The following is a 20,305-nucleotide window of genomic DNA, read 5'->3' on the forward strand; positions in this document are numbered from 1 at the left end:
TTACTTTTTGTTTTATTTTTCATTTTATTGATCTCCCTGACAGCTTCGCTCCTCCTCAGTATTTATTTGTATTTTTTTCGCCACTATGTTATACTACTTTCAGTTTCATGTAATTTTTTTAATCAAAAATAAATTTCTATTTGGAAAAGGAGGCGAAGATTTTGAGAACTTTTGGAAATGAGTCTGCAGAAAATTACTTGGAAACCATTCTTGTTCTAAGTAAAAAGCTCCCGGTTGTACGCTCTGTCGATATCGCAAACGAACTGGGATTCAAAAAATCCAGCGTCAGTGTCGCTATGAAAAATCTTCGTGAGAAGAAGCATATTACTGTGTCAGAAGCCGGTTTCATTTTCCTGACAGATTCCGGGCGCGAGATTGCAGAGATGATCTATGAACGCCATGAATTTCTGACTGACTGGCTTGTGAAACTAGGTGTATCCGAGGAAATCGCTTCCGAAGATGCATGCCGGATTGAACATGTGATCAGCAGTGAGAGCTTTGAAGCGATTAAGCGTCATATTCCATCTGAGCGATAATTTTAAAAGAGTATTTCTCTATAATAAAAAGTGTGCCTCACAGGTTAATCTTATGGATTCTCCTGCGAAGCACACTTTTATTTTCTATATACTTTTCTATGCGAAGCCGCTTCCTTTTCTTCTTTCTCTTTGTCGACAAACATCAGAAGAAATGCTGCTGCAAGAAGTCCCGCACTGACGAGAATCGCTTTTCCATGCAGATATCTGATACAAGCATTTCCAAGCACAGCTCCCATCACAAAACAAATAATAATCCCATAATAGAGCATTCCCTTCTCCACGGCCTTCCGATTTTTTGTACTCCAGTATTCACAAAGGTTCTGTGTAGCACTCCTCAAATTTCCGATACACATCGTTGTGGCAATTCCCTGCCCATGAATTTTACGAAAACTTTCCACCTGGATTCCACACGCAAACGAGATTAGACTGTTTGCAACTGTGTTCATGCTCTGTGGAAAAAATGCAACACAAATAAGGACAAATGCCTCTATCAGCACACAAATCTGGCGCCAATGAAAATTCTTCTCATCCGTCTTCATGCGTACAATATCTGCCAATGCGATTCCAACCACAAAAGCACTGATTGGAAACAGATAATGCAGCGCTGCTGTCCAGTTCTTCTCCGCCAACTGAATTCCAAATAGCAAAATATTTCCTGTTTGTGCATTGGCGAATACATGGTCTCTGTAAATATAAGAATAGGCATCCATCAATCCGCCTGACAAAGCAAGCAAAATTCCAAGTTCAATGGATTCTGACATCTGTTTTGAACGTTTCATCTCATCCCCGGCTTTCTTTCCCTTTTATGTGGAACAAAACAATCTATCTTACGAAAGCCTATTTTTGAAATCTTCATAACCGAATGTCCGCACAAGATGTTCTTCTCCTTCTTGATCGCGGAAAACAATCGATGGAAGTGCCATTCCGTTGAACGTATTTGTCTTTACCATCGTATAAAGCGCCATATCTTCAAATACCACACGGCTTCCTTCTGTAAGCGGTTTTTCAAAAGAATAGTCACCGATCACATCTCCTGCAAGACAGGTTGGACCGGCAAATCGGTAAGTATATTGTTTTTCTCCCGGATTGCCTGACTTCTGTACCGGTGGACGGTACGGCATCTCCAGTACATCCGGCATATGACATGCTGCCGATGTATCCAGTATGGCAATCTCCATATTATTATGCACGATTTCCATCACACTTGCAACAAGATCTCCCGCATTTAATACGACTGCCTCTCCCGGTTCCAGGTAAACTTCCAATTGGTATTTTTCTCTCAGACGGCGGATAAGCCTCACAAGTCGCTCTCGATCATAATCTGCTCTTGTGATATGATGTCCTCCTCCGAGATTCAACCACTTCATCTGCGGAAGCCACTTTCCAAACTTATCCTCCAGCGCTTCGACCGTCTTCTCCAAATCATCCGAGTTCTGCTCACAGAGCGTGTGCATATGAATTCCATCGAGAAGCGGTACGAGCTCCTCCTCAAATGCTTCTAATGTTGTTCCAAGCCGTGAACCCGGTGCGCATGGGTCGTAAATGGCATGGCCCTCCTGTGTGGAACACTCCGGATTGACACGCAGTCCGATAGATTTTCCCGCATTCTTTGCGCGAATCCCATATTTTCTTACCTGTGCCGGAGAGTTAAATACAAGATCATCTACATACTGGAGCAATTCGTCAAATTCCTCCGCCCGATATGCCGGGGAGAACACATGTGTCTCCCCACCAAACTCTTCTTTGCCAAGTCTTGCCTCATAAAGACCACTTGCCGTAGTCCCGCAAAGATACTTTCTAAGAAGCGGATAGACAGAAAACATCGAGAATGCTTTTTGCGCCAAAAGGATCTTACATCCACTTTCTTCTGCCACCTGCTTTAAAATCTCAAGATTATGAAGCAGTCTTCGCTCATCCACAACAAAATATGGTGTAGAGACTACTTCCTTCCCCATGCTGCTCATTAGTCCACCAGCACTGGATTGTGAGATTCGATCCATGGAAGTCCCCATGTATTGAGCGCATCCATAAACGGATCTGGATCAAACTCTTCGATGTTATGTACACCCGGTTTGTTCCATTTTCCAGTCATGATCATCATCGCACCAATCATCGCCGGCACTCCAGTTGTATATGCCACAGCCTGCGATCCAACTTCTTTGTAGCATTCTTGATGATCACAAATATTATATAACTGATATGTCTTTTCCTTTCCATCTTTCTTTCCCTGGAAAATACATCCGATATTGGTCTTTCCTTTTGTACGCGGTCCCAGTGAAGAAGGATCCGGAAGGACTGCTTTTAAGAACTGTAACGGGATAATCTCTTTTCCTTCATACATGATCGGCTCGATCGAAGTCATTCCCACATTTTCCAGGCATTTTAAGTGTGTCAGATAACTCTGTCCAAATGTCATGAAGAAACGAATTCTCTTGATTCCCGGAATATTTAATGCAAGACTTTCGATCTCCTCATGGTGGAGCAGATACATATCTTTCTCTCCGACTCCATCAAAATTATAAACTCTTTTAATCTCCATCGGCTCTGTCTCTACCCATTTTCCATCTTCCCAGTAAGAACCTTTTGCGGATACTTCGCGAATATTGATTTCCGGATTGAAGTTTGTCGCAAACGGGTACCCATGGTCTCCGCCGTTGCAGTCTAAAATATCGATATAGTTGATTTCATCAAATTCATGTTTTAATGCATATGCGGAGAAAACACTTGTCACACCCGGATCAAATCCGCTTCCAAGAAGTGCTGTGATCCCTGCCTTTTCAAAACGTTCTCTGTACGCCCACTGCCAGCTGTACTCAAATTTTGCCGTATCTTCCGGCTCGTAGTTCGCTGTATCTACATAGTGTGTCTTTGTCGCAAGACATGCATCCATGATTGTCAGATCCTGGTATGGAAGCGCAAGATTTAAGACAACATCCGGTTTTTCCTTTTCGATCAGTGCAATCAGTTCTTCCACGTTATCCGCATCTACCTGTGCAGTTGTGATCTTTGTTTTTGTCGTTCCTTCGAGTTTTTCTTTCAGCGCATCGCATTTTGATTTTGTTCTGCTCGCAAGACAAATCTCCTCAAATACCTCACTGTTCTGACAGCATTTATGCACTGCCACTGAAGCAACTCCTCCACATCCTACAATCAACACTTTACCCATTTTTTGTTCCTCCTTGTTTCTTTCCTCTTGTTTTTCTTTTATTTTTTGTTTAACTTCTTCGGAAACTTTTCTACTTACTCAGCGCAAGCAACATTTCTCTTACAATCTTACATGCCGCTGCTGTTGAGATGCCGCTTGGATCATAGTGCGGACTCAATTCATTTACATCACAGGCGACAACATTTGCCCGGCTGCACACTTTCTCAGCTGCTTTTCTCAGTGCATCAAAGGTAACTCCTCCTGGCTCCGGTGTCCCGGTTCCCGGAAAGACAGATGGATCCAACACATCCAGATCCAGTGTGAAATAAATCGGCTTTCCTTCCAGTTTCTCCAACACTTCCTCAAGTCCCTCAAAGTCAAATTTTCTCATTGTCACATGCTCTTTTGCCCAATAAAATTCTTCCCGGTCACCGGAACGGATACCAAATTGGTAAATTCTTCCGTCTCCGACAAGATCCCAGCATCTTCGGATCACCGAAGCATGCGACAGCTGCTCTCCTAAATATTCTTCCCGCAAGTCCGCATGGGCATCAAAATGAATGATATGGATATCCGGATATTTTTCCAAAACTGCCCTAAATGCACCAAGCGTCACAAGATGCTCTCCTCCGAGCATAAATGGGATTGCAGAGTTATCTAAGATTTCTTTTGCCTGTTCTTCAATCTGCGCAAGCGCCTTTTTTGTATTTCCAAAGCAAAGCTCCAGATCTCCACAATCCATCACCTTCGTATCTTCCAAATCTTTGTCCTGGTAAGGACTGTAGCACTCGATCCCATAAGATTCTCTGCGGATCGCACTGCTTCCAAACCGTGTGCCGGGCCGGTAAGACGTCGTCGAATCAAACGGCGCACCGAACAATACGATGTCCGCCTCATGTGCTTCCTTTTCACATGCCATAAATACTTCTACATTTTTATTCAACATTTTCTAACATCTCCTCTACGTAGTACGGCAGATAAAACGCTCCCTTGTGGAGTGTCGTCGTATAATATCTGCAAGAGATTCCTCTCATGTTCCATGCAATATCATTTAAGTCTCTGAGCGGATGATATTTTTTTGATGCGAATCCAAACAGCCAGTGTCCGGACGGATAGGTCGGAATGTGCGCATGGTACACCTTGCTGATCGGGAAAGATTCCACGATCCGTTTGTGCATTCTCTGGCAGGAAATAGCATCTTCATCATAAAATGGACTTTCATGCTGGTTGATCATGATTCCGTCCTCTTTCAAGGCTTTGTTACAATTTCCATAAAACTCTCTTGTAAAAAGTCCTTCGCCCGGTCCAAATGGATCCGTCGAGTCAACAATGATCAGATCGTACTGATTTTCCCGGCTCCGCACAAACCGAAGCCCATCCTCATAATGGATCTCCACCCTCGGATCATCTAGCCGGCAGGCAGTCTGTGGAAGATATTTCCTGCACACTTCCACAACCTGCTCATCAATTTCCACCATATCAATGTGTGCAATTTCCGGATACTTTGTCAGCTCCCGGATAATCCCTCCGTCTCCCGCGCCGATCACAAGCACATTTTTCACGGATGGATGCACCGCCATCGGAATATGTGTCATCATCTCATGATAAATAAATTCATCCTTCTCCGTCAGCATAATGTAACCATCCAACACAAGCATTCGGCCGAACTCCGGCGACTCAAACACATCAATCCGTTGGAATTCACTTTTTCCACTATAAAGCTGTCTGTCAACTCTCACTGAAAATTTTACATGAGGTGTCTGTACCTCAGAAAACCATAGTTCCATCTTCCCTACACTCCTTTCAGCACATTCAGCCGCTCAATGTCCGGATCTTCCGGTCCGGTCATAGAGCATCCCTTGTCTTTTGCATAAACAATGTATTCCAGAATCTCTTCTGTAATTTTCTCCCCCGGTGCCAGAATCGGAATTCCCGGAGGATAGCACATCACAAATTCACTGCACACTCTCCCTGCACTTTCCTTTAGTGGAAGTGATTCCTTCTCCGCATAAAAGGCTGTCTGCGGAGAAACGATCACCTTCGGTTCGATATATTCCTGGGAAAGAAGTCCTACGCTTGGTCCCCCAAATCTTCTCCGCACTTCCGAAAGCGCACTGACAAGACGCTCGATATCCCGCGGGCGATCTCCGATGGAAAGATATGCAAGAATATTTCCAAGATCACCAAACTCGATTTGAATATCATATTCATCCCGCAGGAGATCATACACTTCAATCCCCGCAAGCCCGATTTCTCTTGTGTGTACCGACAACTTCGTGATATCAAAATCATAGATGCTGTCTCCATTGCAAATTTCCTTCCCATAGGCATAGTACCCACCGATTTGATTGATCTCTTCTCTCGCATACTCTGCCATCCGGATTACTTTTTCAAATATTTCTTTCCCGCGAAGCGCCAGATTCCTTCTGGAAATGTCAAGGCTTGACAACAGCAAGTAGGAACCACTTGTCGTCTGTGTCAGATTAATGATCTGCCTGACATACCCTTCATGCACCTCCGGTCCGGTCAAAAGAAGAGAGCTCTGCGTCAGACTTCCCCCCGACTTATGCATCGATACTGCTGCCATGTCTGCCCCGCACGCCATCGCAGATGCCGGAAGATTATCCCCAAAGTAAAAATGTGTGCCATGCGCCTCATCGGCAAGGCAGAGCATCCCATGGGCATGTGCAAGCGCTACGATACTTCTTAAATCAGAACAGATCCCATAGTAAGTCGGATTGTTGACAAGCACCGCTTTCGCATCCGGATTTTCCAGAATTGCCTTCTCAACTGCTTTCACACTCATCCCAAGCGGAATCCCCAGTCTGTCATCGCACTCCGGATTGACGTATACCGGAATCGCTCCGCACAACACCATTGCTCCCATCACGCTCCGGTGTACATTTCTCGGAAGAATGATCTTCTCCCCTCGCTTCACAGTGGAAAGCACCATACTCTGTACCGCCGAGGTTGTTCCTCCGACCATCAGAAATGCATGTGCTGCTCCAAATGCCTCTGCCGCCAGTTCCTCTGCTTCCCGGATCACCGAGATTGGATGACACAGATTGTCTAGCGGCTTCATGGAATTGACATCCATTCCCACACATTTTTCTCCTAAAAGTTCTGCAAGCTCGGGATTTCCTCTCCCTCTTTTATGTCCCGGCACGTCAAACGGAACAACTCTTTGCTTTCTGAACGCTTCTAACGCCTCGTAGATCGGCGCTCTTGTCTGTGATAATTTTTCCATTTTTTATCCTCCTGTCATGGATTCGTTTTCGTAACTTCGATTCCATGATCCGGCTGTCTGACCAGATATTTCTAACTCTCTAAAAAATATTTCTTCCACTGAAAATCTCAATCATTTCCCGCCTCAGACTATTGATGATCTCCAGTCTTTTGGTCGGCGGTAATTCATAGACATCTGTCTTAAACAAATAGTCCTGAAGATCCAACTCTTTTACCATCATCTTCGTGTGAAACAGGTTTGCCTCGTACACATTAATGTCAATCGCATCGTATCTTCTTAAAATCTCCGGCATAATGTATTCCTGGATCGATGCAATCTTGTGGTCCATGAACAGTTTCTTCCCATCCACGTCTCTTGTAAATCCCCGGATCCGATAGTCCATCGTAATAATATCAGAGTCAAACGACTGAATCAGATAATTCAATGTAGAAAGCGGTGTGATCTCCCCACATGTTCCAACTTCAATATCTACCCGGAACGTAGCGAGACAGCTCTCCGGATGGTATTCCGGATAAGTATGAACCGTCACATGACTCTTATCTAAATGCGCAAGCTGTATTTCGCCACTTGGCAGTTTGCTCTCCTCTGAGATTAAAATTGTCACGGAAGCCCCCTGAGGCTCATAATCCTGTTTTGCAATATTTAAGATTTTTGCACCGATCATGTCCGTCAGATTTACAAGAATATTCGTAAGCCTCTCGGAATTATATTGCTCATCAATATATGCCACATAATCTTTCTGCTCCCGCGCCGTCTTCGCATAACAGATATCATAAATATTAAAACTTAATACCTTTGTAAGATTGTTAAATCCATACAATCTGATTTTATTTTCCATTTGCCTTTCCCCCAGCATATTTTCCGATCTGCTCTCTGCGAGTCGCTATCCCCACACGCAGTATCTTTTTCATTGCAAGAACTCCAAAGTAATTTCCCAGACACAAAAAAACGCAAATAATGTGAATCCATTCCATTACTTGCGTTTTAATCTATATTTTATTCTATCTCAATCTACATTTCTCCTACTGTAATCAGTAATCGAAATCTCTTCCAAATTTTTAATAGAATAACAAAGCTTAGAGTCTATATAGCAAATACTTTACTTTTACTACTCTTATTGATCATTTCACAAGTTGATGCACGCATTCACGCACTGGTTATAAAGTAACCAACTTATAAAATTGAGCTTCTAACTCAATCAATAACGGTAATAATATCACCTATCGGCAGTTGACCCGGCTGTCCGTATGGCCTTTCCCCACATCTGTGGGTGGTCAATAAATATTTGCATGGAACCCGATTGCTCTGTTCTTCCATGTCTCGTCCAGTATACATAATTTTTCTGCTATTGTCAATTAATTCACATTAAAAATCTTGCCCAGGAGCCAAATATATCGAGTACTTTGATCCGAAATGCTTTCTTGTCGCTAAGCTTCCTTGGCTTTTGTCCTTCTTTCAGATCATACCGACTCTCATCTACAACTTTCAATGCCTTTTCTTCATACTTTGCCATGGCCTGATTCATTTGTCTGGTCAGTTCCTCACTGTCAGCTACAAGCATCAGTTCTGTATCTAGATAGGCACTTCGCATATCCCAGTTAAAGGAGCCGATTCCGGTCAGACGCCCATCGATCGTAAAACATTTTCCATGGTAAGAAACGCCATCGTCATACTCCATGATCTGTACGCCAGTGTCAATGATTTTCCCGCGATTTCTCCGATAATCCATCGCACCAAATGGATTCCCATTGTTCGCTACAGAGTTCGTCATCATCCGGATTTCTTTTTCACCTTCACATACCTCTACAAGCTGTCTCATCATCCAGTCATTACAGATAATATAAGGTGTATGAAAAAGCACTTCATGATCTGCCTGCTTCATCAGTTCCGTCATCTCATAAAAGACAACCGGCTCTTTTGCATAGACATGCGTCGGATTTGAAAGCAATGTCATCTTTTTCACTTCTACTGTCTCTTCTGTGTAATCTTTTTCCATGATCCAGTCCGGATGCTCTTTTGCAATCTCCTTGTAACGTCTGCGCAATTCTCCTTCTGCCGTTTTCACCGACGGATTCCACTTCCAGATCGGGCTCTTTCCATACAGCTTGCAGTCTGAAATCTTCCACACAGATGAAAAATAATCTCTTACCTGCTCTAAAGATGTGTCTTTCTTTCCTTCTGGTACACAGACAAGTATATCCCAGTCATAGTTTTGATAGCCCGGCTGGTCTCCGAGGAAGAAGTCATATGTATTTCTTCCTCCTAAAATGTACATTGATCGGTCTACGATCAGATATTTGTCATGAAGACGTCCCATGAGTTTCCACGGCTGCCAGAAACGAAGTGGATTATAGATTTTGATCTCTACATTTTCCTGTCCTGCAAGTGCAAGAAAATAAGGATTTCCCCAGATGGAAGTCACATAAGGAACCCCATCCGTTACAATGGATACTTTCACTCCTCGATCTGCCGCATCCAATAATGCAGCAAGCACCTGCTTTCCACTGATATCTGCCTTTATATCATAGGTAGATAAAATAATCTCTTCCTTCGCCTGCGAAATCATGCGGATCCGCTCCTCCAAAGCTTCCCCATTTTCCGGTATGATTTTCGCCCGCTCTCCCGATGCGCTTTCTCCATAAAATTTTTCTGCACTGAAATTTTTCTTTGTTTCTTCTGTAATTTTAGGCTGTTTTAAATAAGGAATCAGAACAACTGCAATAATTACAACAATGATACATACTGTCAGTATGATTTTCCACATACGACCTCTCCTGCCTTTCTTCTTCGATTCCCCTTCCTCTCTCTCCTGAATGTTTGCTTCCTGCTTTTTCTTATCCTCCTTCTCTTTCTCAGAAGCATTCTCTATTTTCTTTTTTTGGTTTCCTCCTGCAATACTCTTCCACACCTTCCAGTACATCTTCAAATATAATGCCAAGGAACTAAGCATGACTATAATTGCAATTCCAGCAAGAACATTGACGATCAAAATCGACATGCCCGGAAGAATCAATACAAGGATCATCACAAGATCAAGTACCGCTGTACATACCTTTCCATGCTTCTGTGCTCCATCCATCCGGTAATTTTTTTTCATCATATATAAGCCAAGTATTGCCATCAGGCACTCTTTTCCTAAAAACACGAACAGCAAAATCCCCATCGCCGGATATTTATAGGAAAAACTGATCGCCATCGCCCCTTGTGTCAACTTATCTGCCACAGGGTCCAAAATTTTCCCAAATTCCGTCACCATATCGAATCTTCTTGCAATCTTTCCATCAAAAAGATCTGTCAAGAAAGAAACAAGCAGCACAACTGCAGCCATATAATATTCTTCCGTTGTCTCCGCCCGAATATAAAGGAATAAATATACCGGGATCAACAAAATCCGAAAATATCCCATCAAGTTCGGAATGGAAAAATATTCCTTTAACACGCGTTCTTTCATACGCTTCTCCTCCTTTGAATGTAACAAATATAGCATATTTGACTCAAAAATCAATATCCCTTTCTAAAAAAGAAACAAACCCTCCACTTTTGTTTCTGTCTGTCGGAAGATTTTCCATGCAATAAAAAGACCTTCGGAAGACACTCTGTATTTTGTGTCCGCCAAAGGTACTTTTCTTTTCCATATATCTGTTTCTATTTTCTACTGCTTCCTGATTTACCGCCCACTCTGTCTGCTACACTTCTGCCTGTTTTTGTTCCGTTGCCTGTGCCTGATTCTGCTCTTCTGACGGTTGCTTTGGACGTGCCATATCCAATTTGATATTCACTGCATTTGGATTAATGATCACACCTTTTGCCTCCGGCGCCAGAAATTTTGGCAGATTCGAAAACTCTATGATCGCTGCCTTTAAGTTTTTCTCTTTATTAAACTTGTTAAATTCTTGAATATCTGTAAATAATGGCTGATACATTTGTCCGTCCTTTTCTCTCAGAATCGGAATCTGCTGTCCTTCTTTCTGTACTGCAACAATATATTTCCCCCTGCGGAAATGTGCCAGCATCTCTTCATTTAACTCTTTAAGTTCTTCGGTAATCCCGCCCTCTCTCTTCTTGCGAAATTCCTGTGCAAAATACAGCGCCGTCAAATGTAACTCGGGATTCTCAATACGGATCTGGCCCTCTGGAAGATGGTCTCCATCCGGTCTCCGGATCAGTTCATCTAACTGAACCACCGTCTCGATCTGTGTTCCTTTATTCACCCGCAAACAATTTGCCCCAATTGGAAGCAGGCTGATGTAAAATGCCAGCAAGGACTCATTCTTTACTGATACAACCTGAACCGGTTCTCCCTGCTGCAGAAGACGGACCGCCTCCTGCTTTGCTGCCTGCTCATTGACAAATACAAGTACCTCATCGTCATACGTCTCCGCATCACAGACAACATACGGCATCTTTGTACATGCAGACATCAACACATAAATAGTTTCCGCATGCCGTAAAAGTGGCAATGTATTTCTTTTGATTTCCTCCGCGCTCAGTTCTTTTTCACTCATTCTTCAAACCCGTTCCTTCCTGTCAACCGCCTCTTGCCATCAAATCAACGGCTAACGATACTATCCTAAAGCGGAATCTTCCGCACTTTGTGCCCTTGGAAAGTTCCCTTTCTTTTTGCACCATAATAAATTTATTATACATGATATGTCATTCAAAGTATAGATGTAACCGAAAAACTTTTTCAAAAACCAGTGCAAAAAATGCCCTGCCCAATGATGATATTTCATCAGGCAGAGCATATTTTTTCTGTACTGTCTAATTAGTATGTATCTTCCGTCGCCTTACTCGATAATGATCTCGAATTCTGATCCAATTTCTCTGGATTTGTAAGTCTTCCCATGGCTCTTTGCATACTTTTCCACATTCATCTTCTGATTCACTTCACTGACAAGCACTTTCACCGGACCTTTTTCATTTTTTAATGCATCTGCTGTCATCATCAGCGGTTCCGGACAAGAAAGTCCTCTTGCATCTACTTCTTTCATACTGTCGACCTCTCTTCGTTCTGATATTTCTTCTGCTTTATTTTCGCTTATTTCCTGCAAATGCAATGATCAGCAGAACAACAATGCAGATTACCCCTGCAATTTTTCCTTGGATTGCAGGTCCTCCGACAACTGCCTCCGTCTCTGCTGTGGCAGCCGCTGCTGCTGCAGAAGCAAGCTTCAGATTATGGCAAAGCGCAGAACCTACAAACATTCCTGCAACTGTCACTGCCGCATCCGAAGATCCCTGTCCAGCCAATACAAGCTGACGGAGCGGACATCCGCCTGCAAGTGTTGCTGCCAGCCCTACAATATACATTCCAAGAATATTCCACAAATGTTGTGCATGTGCAACCGGCTGTCCTGAAAAGCTCAGATGGAAATTTCCAGTTGCAATGTTGTAGATCAGCATCACTCCAAACAGAGCTGCAATCACTGAGAACAAGTCAAAGTTTTTCATTAACATAATATCACGGATACTTCCTGCAAAACACATTCTCGTTTTCTGCGCAAGTGCTCCAAATACAATTCCTCCGATCAGCGCTAACCACACCGGTGCATGCATACTTCCAGGTCCTTTTTCACTTGCGATCAAAAGAGAAGATCCCATCAGAATCATCACAAGAATGCCAAGCATTAATACCGGAAGCACGGCACCATTCATCTTATTTGTCTCGTGTGCTCTTCCAAGGCTGAATCCCTGCTTTAATGCTACAATTCCTGTTGCGATTCCTGCTACAAATCCAATCAATCCTACGTAAGCATTCAGATCTCCTGCTGCCATACGAAGTACCATACGGAGCGGACAGCCAAGAAACAATAACGCACCGATCATGATGATGATACCAAGGACAAACCGGATCATCGGAGAAGATCCAGCTGTTGAACGGTACTCTTTTGTCACAACCGAAATAATAAATGCTCCCAATACAATCCCTATAATCTCCGGTCTTGCATACTGTACGACCGCTGCTTGATGCATCCCAAGCGCCCCCGCCGTATCACGGATGAAACATGCGATACAGATCGCCATATTTCCGGGATTTCCAAAAATTGCCAGCAGTACTGCTACCACTCCACAAAGAGCACCTCCTACTGCCAGCTTTGCTTTTGAATCTGTTAAATTCATCTCATTCCCTCCTAGTTTCTTCTGTTTCTTCAAAATCTGTCTCTCCGACAGGTTTTTTCTCTGTGAGTCTGTTCTTGCATTTTACCAACAAATTTCAAGAAACACGCTCTACTATCAGTATAGGTTTCTATATTGTCTTTGTCCAATCATTATTTATAATAAATGGACACTATTTATAGTTTTCTTCTATAAACAGTGTCCACACTTCTTTTCTCTTTCAAAAATCTTCTATTTTTACAAAATCAAAAGTAATACTGCCACGATCAGAACAATGCTGACTACAATTGAGATGGAATTCACCGCACTTGCAAGCCCCACATCTCCTTTCAAATCTCCAGTAAATGCCGGTGCTGCCGAGGCAATCGGACTAAAACAGAGAATCACAAGCGCCTGGCGATATTCCAGCGGAAACGGAAGCAAAAAGTAAAAGGCAAGCGCCAATACGATTGATACCGCATACCGGGCACTCAAGATTTTTACAATTTTTCCAATCTGTTCCCGGTTTCCGGACAATTTAAATCCAACACCGATCATCAGCATCGCCATAAAGGCATTTCCATTTGCAATGATTTTTGTAAACGATACAACCGGAGCCGGAAGGCTAAGATGCAGCAACGATAATACGGTCATCAGAAGATATGCATCAAACGGCACAGACTTTAACAGCGTCTTAAAAATCGTCCTGATCTTAAATCCACCGCCTTCCCCCTTTGCCATAGAAGCGATGCTGTATGCACCTCCAAGACAGATAAAGGAATTCCCCGAATCAAACAGACTTGTTGCCACAATCCCCGCTGGTCCAAGAAAACTCTGCACAAACGGCATTGTAAAATTTCCAATATTATACCCACTCATATTTAAAATAGAAAATGCACGCTCTTCCTTTGACTTCCCCGCACTGATCAACCATGCAGTCCCAATCAGGATCACACCGCCCCCAAGTCCGAGAAGGCTGATCAGAAGCATGGATGGTTCCAAACTCATCCCCGAAAAGTTAGAAACGATCGCCGCAGGAAGTGTGATCTTCAGCACAATCCTTGAAATGACATAAAAATCCTCTTCCTTAAAAAATCCTCGACTGCGCAACACATAGCCGAGAATAATAATTGCAACAAACGAAAACGCCTGCATCAATATTTCTCCCATAACATCTCTCCCAAATATTTTATTTTCATAAACTCTTCCTGTTTCGGTTATTCACTATACCATAACTTTCCTAAAAAAAGCAACATGGCAGTCAATCTTCGATTGTTCTATTTTGGAAACACATTTTTCTACCGTTTCATATACTAATAGAAATCATACAAATCTTTTGGAGGAAAAGATTATGAAAAAGCGACCAATTGTGTATTTAATTACCGCTGCCCTTCTCACACTTACCGTCAGTGGATGTGGCAGCGAAAAAACAGAAAAGCAAACAAAGCAACCGACAGAAAAAGAGCCTACTAAAGTCATTTTAAACGAAGTCGCACACTCTATTTTCTATGCACCGATGTATGCGGCAATCGAAAACGGATACTTTGAGGATGAGGGTCTTGATATCACTTTGAATACTGGATTTGGCGCCGACAAAACAATGACCGCCGTTCTCTCCGGCGAGGCAGATATCGGCTTTATGGGATCAGAAGCTTCCATCTACACTTACAACGAAGGGGCAAAGGATTATGTCGTCAACTTTGCACAGCTGACACAGCGCGCAGGCAACTTCCTTGTCGCACGGGAAGAAATGCCGGATTTCTCATGGGATGATCTAAAAGGAAAGAAAGTACTTGGTGGGCGAAAAGGCGGCATACATATATTAATGTAAATTTAGAGAGTATTGTAATTTTATGTAACTGGGTGGATGGGATGAACAGTGCGAAGAATATATAAAAAGAAGTGGCGGAAATACCAGCAATGATATTTCCGCCGAAATTATTAAGCTACCTGTGGATAATCGATAACTGCAATTTCCTGCATTAATTTCTTTGCCATATCAACAATCAATTCAAGGCGTTCAGCAACTTCGTCTGTATAATATTTTTCACCACATTGATCACATTCAAGGCATGGAACATTTTTAATTACAATAATACAATTTTTATAATTTACGACGTGTGTTGTTGTGCTATTGACCGTGGTACTATTTTTACAATACATACACATATCCATCACCTCTTTCTTCGAGTCTTTAAATCATCTTCAAATTTCTTTGTATCTGGGTAATATGCCGTTATGATATATATATTTATATTATCACACCCGGCAACAATATGCAAAATTCGTCCATTTACATTATATCCAAAAATCAGGCAACTTGGATTAGGATAATCTTCAGGGTAATCTTCTATAATTTCGCCAGTTGCAATTCCATTTTTTACATCGGCACGACTGATATCTCTTTCCTGCATTCGTTGCAGACAATGCTGTGTCCAAAGGATTTTTGATTCTGAACACAATTTCTGATATATTTCTAAATTCATTCGCTCCCTCCTTAACTTTGTTGCAATCTATAAATATTATACATCAATTTTATTATCAACAATACTTAAGAATAGTTTCCTTCAATTCATCACTAAATTCTTCTAAATCTTTCATCGTGATTGCTCTTTCATTTAAAAGTGAAATAATGTTAGGAATGCAATTAGAACGACTGATTTTTAACTGTACACCTGTATCTTTTTTATCGTTGCGAATTCGCTCTTCTAAAGTCCAGAATTTTTCAGAAGGTCTTCCTTCGCCACTCAGTAACTCAATATATTCTTTATTCAATTTATTCATATAGGCTTCTTGCCAATCTGAAATTTTTTCTCTGAACAAATCCCAATCCTTTTTAGTCAATCCGTATTCCGACATTGTTATATTCCTCCACTTTAGCATAAATAAATTATAGTATAAGCATTTTAGTTTCACAATACTTGTATTTAGAAAAAACGCATTTGATTTTCGATTTTGTGTTATTGAGAATTACAATTCAAAATTGAATTTTAAAACACAGAATACTACAATCTTCTTATAATCAAAAATTAGCAGAATCATATTGTAAGAGTATCATAAAATATCTAAGACACTCTGAATATCACTTATCTAAAAATAGTATTTTTTCATTTTTTCTTTTTCGAATTATCAAGAGAACACTCATAAGGTGAACGGAGGCGGAAACGCGATAACGTTAAACACGGGTGGATCTTGCTCTTCTAAATTTTTTCTCTTCCCCCCTGTAAAATGAGCTTTTTCCATTTCGTTATATTAGGAGATATAAAAAGAGAATTTTAATAAAGCATAAAAATCTCTTTGGGAAAGCCGGCATCCGTCTCCTTAATTTTTCAGAAAGGTAAAAGAAAATATGAACTTTTAATTTTGGATGATCTTGGCACAGAACGAAATTCTGAGTATGCTCTTGGAATTGTATTCAGCGTAATTGACCGAAGATACCGATCTGGCAGACCATTAATCGTAACTACCAATTTTCCGATAAAACAATTAAAAGAAGAAACGAACATAGAAAAGAAACGAATTTATGATCGTATTTTAGAAATGTGTGTTCCGTTATATGTTAGTGGTTCTAGCTATCGGAGTGATATTGCCCATGAAAAAATGGGGAAAATGAAAACCTTTTTCGCTACTGACGAATCAAGTCAGGCTGAAAATATTATAGAGCAGACAGGCACAAAAACAATCTGATGTTTATATCTTAGTATAGACATCAGAAATAGAAAGAGTGTGATAGCTCTGCAGAAACCTACATATTATCTGTGGCGAACAGATTATACATCTTCAGAAGACTTTGAGGCAGATAAGGAGAAATATACGAAAATAGGTTTTCGGGTTGTCACGTTTGCGGATGGGCAGCCGGATAAAAATATACATAACGGAATAAAAGCGTTGATTCGAAACCATATAAAAGAAATCAATCAGTAATTTCTATAGGCGGGAGACATTCTCTCGCCCTTATTATATTACATGATTCTATAAATAATATTTCAGAAAGGATGAAGACATGAATGCTGGATATGTGCGTCTTTCAAGAGATGACGATAAGCGAAATTATGTTTCTATAGAAAATCAGAAGTTAATTATCAACCAGTATGCAACCGACCATGGAATGGTTATTGACCGATGGTATGAAGATGACGGAGTATCAGGTTATATTTTTGACAGACCGGGATTTAGGCAGATGATGGCTGATTTGGATAAAGATATTGATACCGTATATGTGAAAGATTTCTCACGTCTTGGCAGACATAATGCGAAGGTTCTTTTGCTTTTGGATGAATTTCAGGAACGGGGAAAACATCTCATTGTCATTGATGATAATTACGATTCTTTCGATTCCAGCGACGACACCATTGGAATTAAAACATGGTTCAATGAGCGTTATGTAAAAGATACCAGTAAGAAAATCAAAAGAGCGATCGGAGCCAGACAAAAAGAAGGTACTCTTATGACAACACCGCCTTTCGGATATTGTCGGGATACGAAAGACAAAAGTATCATCAAAATCGTTCCCAAAGAGGCAGAATTTATCAAAATGGTTTACGATCTTTATATCTCAGGATCCGGTTATCGCAAAATAGCAAATTATTTGACTGACCAGGGTATCCCAACGCCTTCTATGGTACAGCGGGAACGGGAAATGGAAGAAGGTCGCATAAGCAAAAAGAAAGTTGCAACCATTTGGTCTGACAGCATGGTGAAGGAATTATTAGATAATGATTTTTACATTGGAACTTTTCGTTTGAGAAAACGTGCCAGAAATACAGTACACGGAAAGGATAAACGTGTTCCAAAAGAAGAACAGTGTATTTTTGAAGATCATCATCCGGCAATTATTGATAAATCTACTTTTTCTCTTGTGCAGGAATTAAAAGAAAAGCGTAATCGCACAAATTATCGTGGAAGCAGGGGGGAATGGATCGGTTCAGAAATTCCCAATCCTTTTGGAAGTTGTTTGTTTTGTAAGGATTGTGGAAGTCGTTTGACACCGATTAAGCGTCAAACATCCAGCAGAGAAAGAAAATATTATATTTGTACTACCTATAATACGAAAGGCAGGCGGTATTGCGAGAAAGCGCATCTGATTGAGGAAAATGATTTGATGGAAGATGTGCTGAATTATATTAAACTGTGCAGAGAAGCGCTTTGTGAAGTAATTTCCACATATGATATGAGGGACTTTGAGGCAGAAAAGAAAACACTGGCAGAAAAACGACAGGACATTCAGGAAGAAATTCAAAACCGAAAAAATCAACTGAAGGTACTTTTAACACAGAAGATAAAAGATTTATCCATAGCATCGGAAAATGAGGATTTGATCCATGAAACCTATGATTCTATGCAAAAGGATTTACTGGCGCAGATTCATGGTTTGGAGATGCAGGAAAAAGAACTGAACGAAACTACTATAGAAACACCGGATGTAAAGGACAAATTGAGAAACGCATTGGATGTAGTTGATAAAATCATTGCAGGTGGAACTCTTGACCGAAGAGATATTGAACTGTTGATTGAGAGAATTGACGTAGATAAAGAGGGAATGCCGGAAATCACTTTAAAATATGGTTTGTCTGATTTAATCAATTACAGTCCTGCTGATGAGATGAATCGCCGAGAAAATACTGTAATCGCTCTTGTAATGGAGCTGATTATAGAAGATGAACGTGGATATACATCTGCAAAATACTTGTCAGAACATATCACAGCATTGGGATTTAAGAAAACGAAACAAAGTATCTTACCTTATATCAATTTGATGAAAGAATTGGGAATTTTGGAAGATACGGATAATCCGCTGAAACCTTACAATATTGTGAAAACAAAAGAAGAGATTACGGTATTGATGCATCAATATCTGCCGGATTTACCGACTCAAATGACTTCTGAACAATTATCGGACAATTATTTACATTGTAATGGTGGTGACAGGTGGTATGCCGGAGATGGTATTTGAGTATATTCTCCGCCAGAATGGCATTGACCCTGCCAAAGATCTAGAGATCAATCAGAATATTGACTTTGGCTCTACTGCAGCAGCTTTTTCTGAGGATGATTCAGATTTCACTGTAGAATTTGAACCTCATGCTACTTCTCTGGAAACTGGTGGAAAAGGACACGTGGTAGCTTCTCTCGGAACTGACAGCGGCTATGTTCCATACACTGCGTTCTGTGCCAAACAAAGCTATCTCAAAAAGAATCCTGAGACCATTCAAAAATTTACAAATGCCCTTCAAAAAGGAATGAATTTTGTGCGTGCTCACTCTCCAAAAGAAATCGCCGAAGTCATCGCTCCCCAATTCAAAGAAACGGATCTCGATACGATTACAGCAATCGTAACAAGATACTATGATCAGGATACCTGGAAAAACAATCTCGTTTTTGAGGAAGAAAGCTTTGAACTTCTTCAAGATATCCTGGAAGATTCCGGCGAACTAAAAACCCGTGTTCCTTACAAAGATCTTGTCACAACAACTTTTGCGGAAAAGGCAAAAAATTTTTAGGGTATTTCATTCTCTATTTCTTTGAAAATATGCCACAAAATCATTTTTTATAGAATTTAATTCCCTATTTTTCTTGACATCTCTCTTCTCATAAAATAGTATAAATTTATATACGTTGGGTTCAAAGGCAGCTGCTATTTGTCCATTTACTGACAAACAGCGCAGTCTCTGAACCCTGCTATTTTTCTTATAACATCCATTTTTCGGATAAATAACTATTTTTAATATCTGCTTTTTATGCTGAACATTTTAAAGGAGAGATGAAAATCAAATGAGCGCTTATGAAAGTATTTCTCTTATGGAGAATCTTGTGATCACAGAAATCTACTCAATCCATTATTTTGAATATACAAAAGATTTTGTCTACGAAGGGGAGTCCCACGATTTCTGGGAACTGCTCTGTGTAGACAATGGAGTAATTGAAGTCACCGCCGGAGATCAGAATCTTGTCCTGGAGAAAGGTGAGATGATTTTTCATAAACCAAATGAATTCCATGCGCTGAGAGCAAACGGGCAGATCGCACCAAACCTAATCGTTATTTCTTTTGATTGTGATGCTTCCTGCATGGATTTTTTCCGTGATCGGATTGTCACAATCAATGCTACTGAAGGATTTTATCTTGGTCAGATTCTCACAGAAGCAAAGAAAACATTCTATACACCTTTGAACAATCCGTATATATGCAAACTAGTATAACGAATATTAAATAATTGCTATATCAAACGGATGCCGCTTCCTCTTCACTGATTTCATCCATTTTATATTTCCAGTGATAAATCA

At 41.0% G+C, this 20,305-nt stretch carries 20 protein-coding genes and 1 pseudogene; 6 read left to right on the plus strand and 15 right to left on the minus strand.

Features of this window, described 5'->3' with window-relative positions:
- The first annotated feature begins 161 nt into the window (after nucleotides 1–161).
- The gene (locus EDD74_RS14225; protein ID WP_008974993.1) at nucleotides 162–536 is read left to right on the plus strand and encodes a metal-dependent transcriptional regulator; all 375 of its coding nucleotides are present in this window, start codon (nucleotides 162–164) and stop codon (nucleotides 534–536) included.
- A gap of 77 nt (nucleotides 537–613) precedes the next feature.
- On the opposite strand, the gene EDD74_RS14230 is transcribed toward EDD74_RS14225, so the two are convergent.
- The 12 genes from EDD74_RS14230 to EDD74_RS14285 all read right to left on the minus strand — a co-directional run bounded on the left by EDD74_RS14230 (nucleotide 614) and on the right by EDD74_RS14285 (nucleotide 14,194).
- On the minus strand, nucleotides 614–1,315 hold the full coding sequence (locus EDD74_RS14230; RefSeq protein ID WP_008974992.1) for a YoaK family protein: 702 nt from the start codon (nucleotides 1,313–1,315) through the stop codon (nucleotides 614–616).
- A 48-nt stretch (nucleotides 1,316–1,363) separates the two neighbouring features.
- A complete protein-coding gene (gene nspC / locus EDD74_RS14235; RefSeq protein WP_116441320.1) occupies nucleotides 1,364–2,500 on the minus strand; it encodes a carboxynorspermidine decarboxylase in 1,137 nt (378 codons plus the stop codon).
- A complete protein-coding gene (locus EDD74_RS14240) occupies nucleotides 2,500–3,702 on the minus strand; it encodes a saccharopine dehydrogenase family protein (RefSeq protein WP_009262317.1) in 1,203 nt (400 codons plus the stop codon). The genes nspC and EDD74_RS14240 overlap by 1 nt, the downstream gene beginning before the upstream one ends.
- Before the next feature lie 70 nt (nucleotides 3,703–3,772).
- On the minus strand, nucleotides 3,773–4,627 hold the full coding sequence (gene speB / locus EDD74_RS14245; RefSeq protein ID WP_008974989.1) for an agmatinase: 855 nt from the start codon (nucleotides 4,625–4,627) through the stop codon (nucleotides 3,773–3,775).
- A complete protein-coding gene (speE, locus tag EDD74_RS14250; protein ID WP_008974988.1) occupies nucleotides 4,617–5,468 on the minus strand; it encodes a polyamine aminopropyltransferase in 852 nt (283 codons plus the stop codon). The genes speB and speE overlap by 11 nt, the downstream gene beginning before the upstream one ends.
- 5 nt (nucleotides 5,469–5,473) lie before the next feature.
- Complete coding sequence (locus EDD74_RS14255) at nucleotides 5,474–6,928, minus strand: aminotransferase class I/II-fold pyridoxal phosphate-dependent enzyme (RefSeq protein ID WP_016438393.1); 1,455 nt, start codon at nucleotides 6,926–6,928, stop codon at nucleotides 5,474–5,476.
- Between the two features lie 79 nt (nucleotides 6,929–7,007).
- A complete protein-coding gene (speD, locus tag EDD74_RS14260; RefSeq protein WP_009262320.1) occupies nucleotides 7,008–7,766 on the minus strand; it encodes an adenosylmethionine decarboxylase in 759 nt (252 codons plus the stop codon).
- A 522-nt stretch (nucleotides 7,767–8,288) separates the two neighbouring features.
- A complete protein-coding gene (locus EDD74_RS14265; RefSeq protein ID WP_116441319.1) occupies nucleotides 8,289–10,379 on the minus strand; it encodes a phospholipase D-like domain-containing protein in 2,091 nt (696 codons plus the stop codon).
- Between the two features lie 235 nt (nucleotides 10,380–10,614).
- Nucleotides 10,615–11,433, minus strand: a complete 819-nt coding sequence (locus EDD74_RS14270; protein WP_008974984.1) for an SseB family protein — start codon at nucleotides 11,431–11,433, stop codon at nucleotides 10,615–10,617.
- Between the two features lie 282 nt (nucleotides 11,434–11,715).
- Complete coding sequence (locus EDD74_RS14275; protein WP_008974983.1) at nucleotides 11,716–11,919, minus strand: sulfurtransferase TusA family protein; 204 nt, start codon at nucleotides 11,917–11,919, stop codon at nucleotides 11,716–11,718.
- A gap of 37 nt (nucleotides 11,920–11,956) precedes the next feature.
- On the minus strand, nucleotides 11,957–13,048 hold the full coding sequence (gene yedE, locus EDD74_RS14280; RefSeq protein WP_008974982.1) for a YedE family putative selenium transporter: 1,092 nt from the start codon (nucleotides 13,046–13,048) through the stop codon (nucleotides 11,957–11,959).
- A 234-nt stretch (nucleotides 13,049–13,282) separates the two neighbouring features.
- Complete coding sequence (locus tag EDD74_RS14285) at nucleotides 13,283–14,194, minus strand: AEC family transporter (RefSeq protein WP_008974981.1); 912 nt, start codon at nucleotides 14,192–14,194, stop codon at nucleotides 13,283–13,285.
- A gap of 181 nt (nucleotides 14,195–14,375) precedes the next feature.
- Here EDD74_RS14285 and EDD74_RS14290 point away from each other — a divergent pair, with 181 nt between their 5' ends.
- Nucleotides 14,376–14,855, plus strand: a complete 480-nt coding sequence (locus EDD74_RS14290) for an ABC transporter substrate-binding protein (protein ID WP_116441318.1) — start codon at nucleotides 14,376–14,378, stop codon at nucleotides 14,853–14,855.
- Nucleotides 14,856–14,965: 110 nt separating this feature from the next.
- Here EDD74_RS14290 and EDD74_RS14295 read toward each other — a convergent pair whose 3' ends face one another.
- Genes EDD74_RS14295 through EDD74_RS14305 form a run of 3 tightly spaced genes read right to left on the minus strand, consistent with a single transcriptional unit; the run spans nucleotide 14,966 to nucleotide 15,883 of the window.
- On the minus strand, nucleotides 14,966–15,193 hold the full coding sequence (locus EDD74_RS14295) for a type II toxin-antitoxin system MqsA family antitoxin (RefSeq protein ID WP_059070111.1): 228 nt from the start codon (nucleotides 15,191–15,193) through the stop codon (nucleotides 14,966–14,968).
- 5 nt (nucleotides 15,194–15,198) lie between these two features.
- The gene (locus EDD74_RS14300) at nucleotides 15,199–15,510 is read right to left on the minus strand and encodes a DUF4258 domain-containing protein (RefSeq protein WP_116441317.1); all 312 of its coding nucleotides are present in this window, start codon (nucleotides 15,508–15,510) and stop codon (nucleotides 15,199–15,201) included.
- A gap of 55 nt (nucleotides 15,511–15,565) precedes the next feature.
- Nucleotides 15,566–15,883, minus strand: coding sequence for a multidrug transporter (locus EDD74_RS14305; protein WP_174704837.1), 318 nt, complete (start codon nucleotides 15,881–15,883; stop codon nucleotides 15,566–15,568).
- Between the two features lie 486 nt (nucleotides 15,884–16,369).
- Between EDD74_RS14305 and EDD74_RS14310 the strand changes: the two are divergent.
- From EDD74_RS14310 to EDD74_RS14330, 4 genes and pseudogenes are all read left to right on the plus strand, one after another.
- A pseudogene (locus tag EDD74_RS14310) lies at nucleotides 16,370–16,711 on the plus strand (ATP-binding protein); the annotation flags it as partial.
- A gap of 316 nt (nucleotides 16,712–17,027) precedes the next feature.
- Nucleotides 17,028–18,977 carry a recombinase family protein gene (locus EDD74_RS14320; protein WP_116441315.1) on the plus strand — a complete coding sequence of 650 codons (1,950 nt, stop codon included), beginning with the start codon at nucleotides 17,028–17,030 and terminating at the stop codon, nucleotides 18,975–18,977.
- Nucleotides 18,967–19,524 carry an ABC transporter substrate-binding protein gene (locus EDD74_RS14325; protein WP_008974967.1) on the plus strand — a complete coding sequence of 186 codons (558 nt, stop codon included), beginning with the start codon at nucleotides 18,967–18,969 and terminating at the stop codon, nucleotides 19,522–19,524. The genes EDD74_RS14320 and EDD74_RS14325 overlap by 11 nt, the downstream gene beginning before the upstream one ends.
- Nucleotides 19,525–19,795: 271 nt before the next feature.
- Complete coding sequence (locus tag EDD74_RS14330) at nucleotides 19,796–20,221, plus strand: cupin domain-containing protein (protein WP_116441313.1); 426 nt, start codon at nucleotides 19,796–19,798, stop codon at nucleotides 20,219–20,221.
- Nucleotides 20,222–20,305: the final 84 nt, after the last annotated feature.

The organism is Faecalimonas umbilicata, from assembly GCF_004346095.1.
Lineage (GTDB): Bacteria > Bacillota > Clostridia > Lachnospirales > Lachnospiraceae > Faecalimonas > Faecalimonas umbilicata.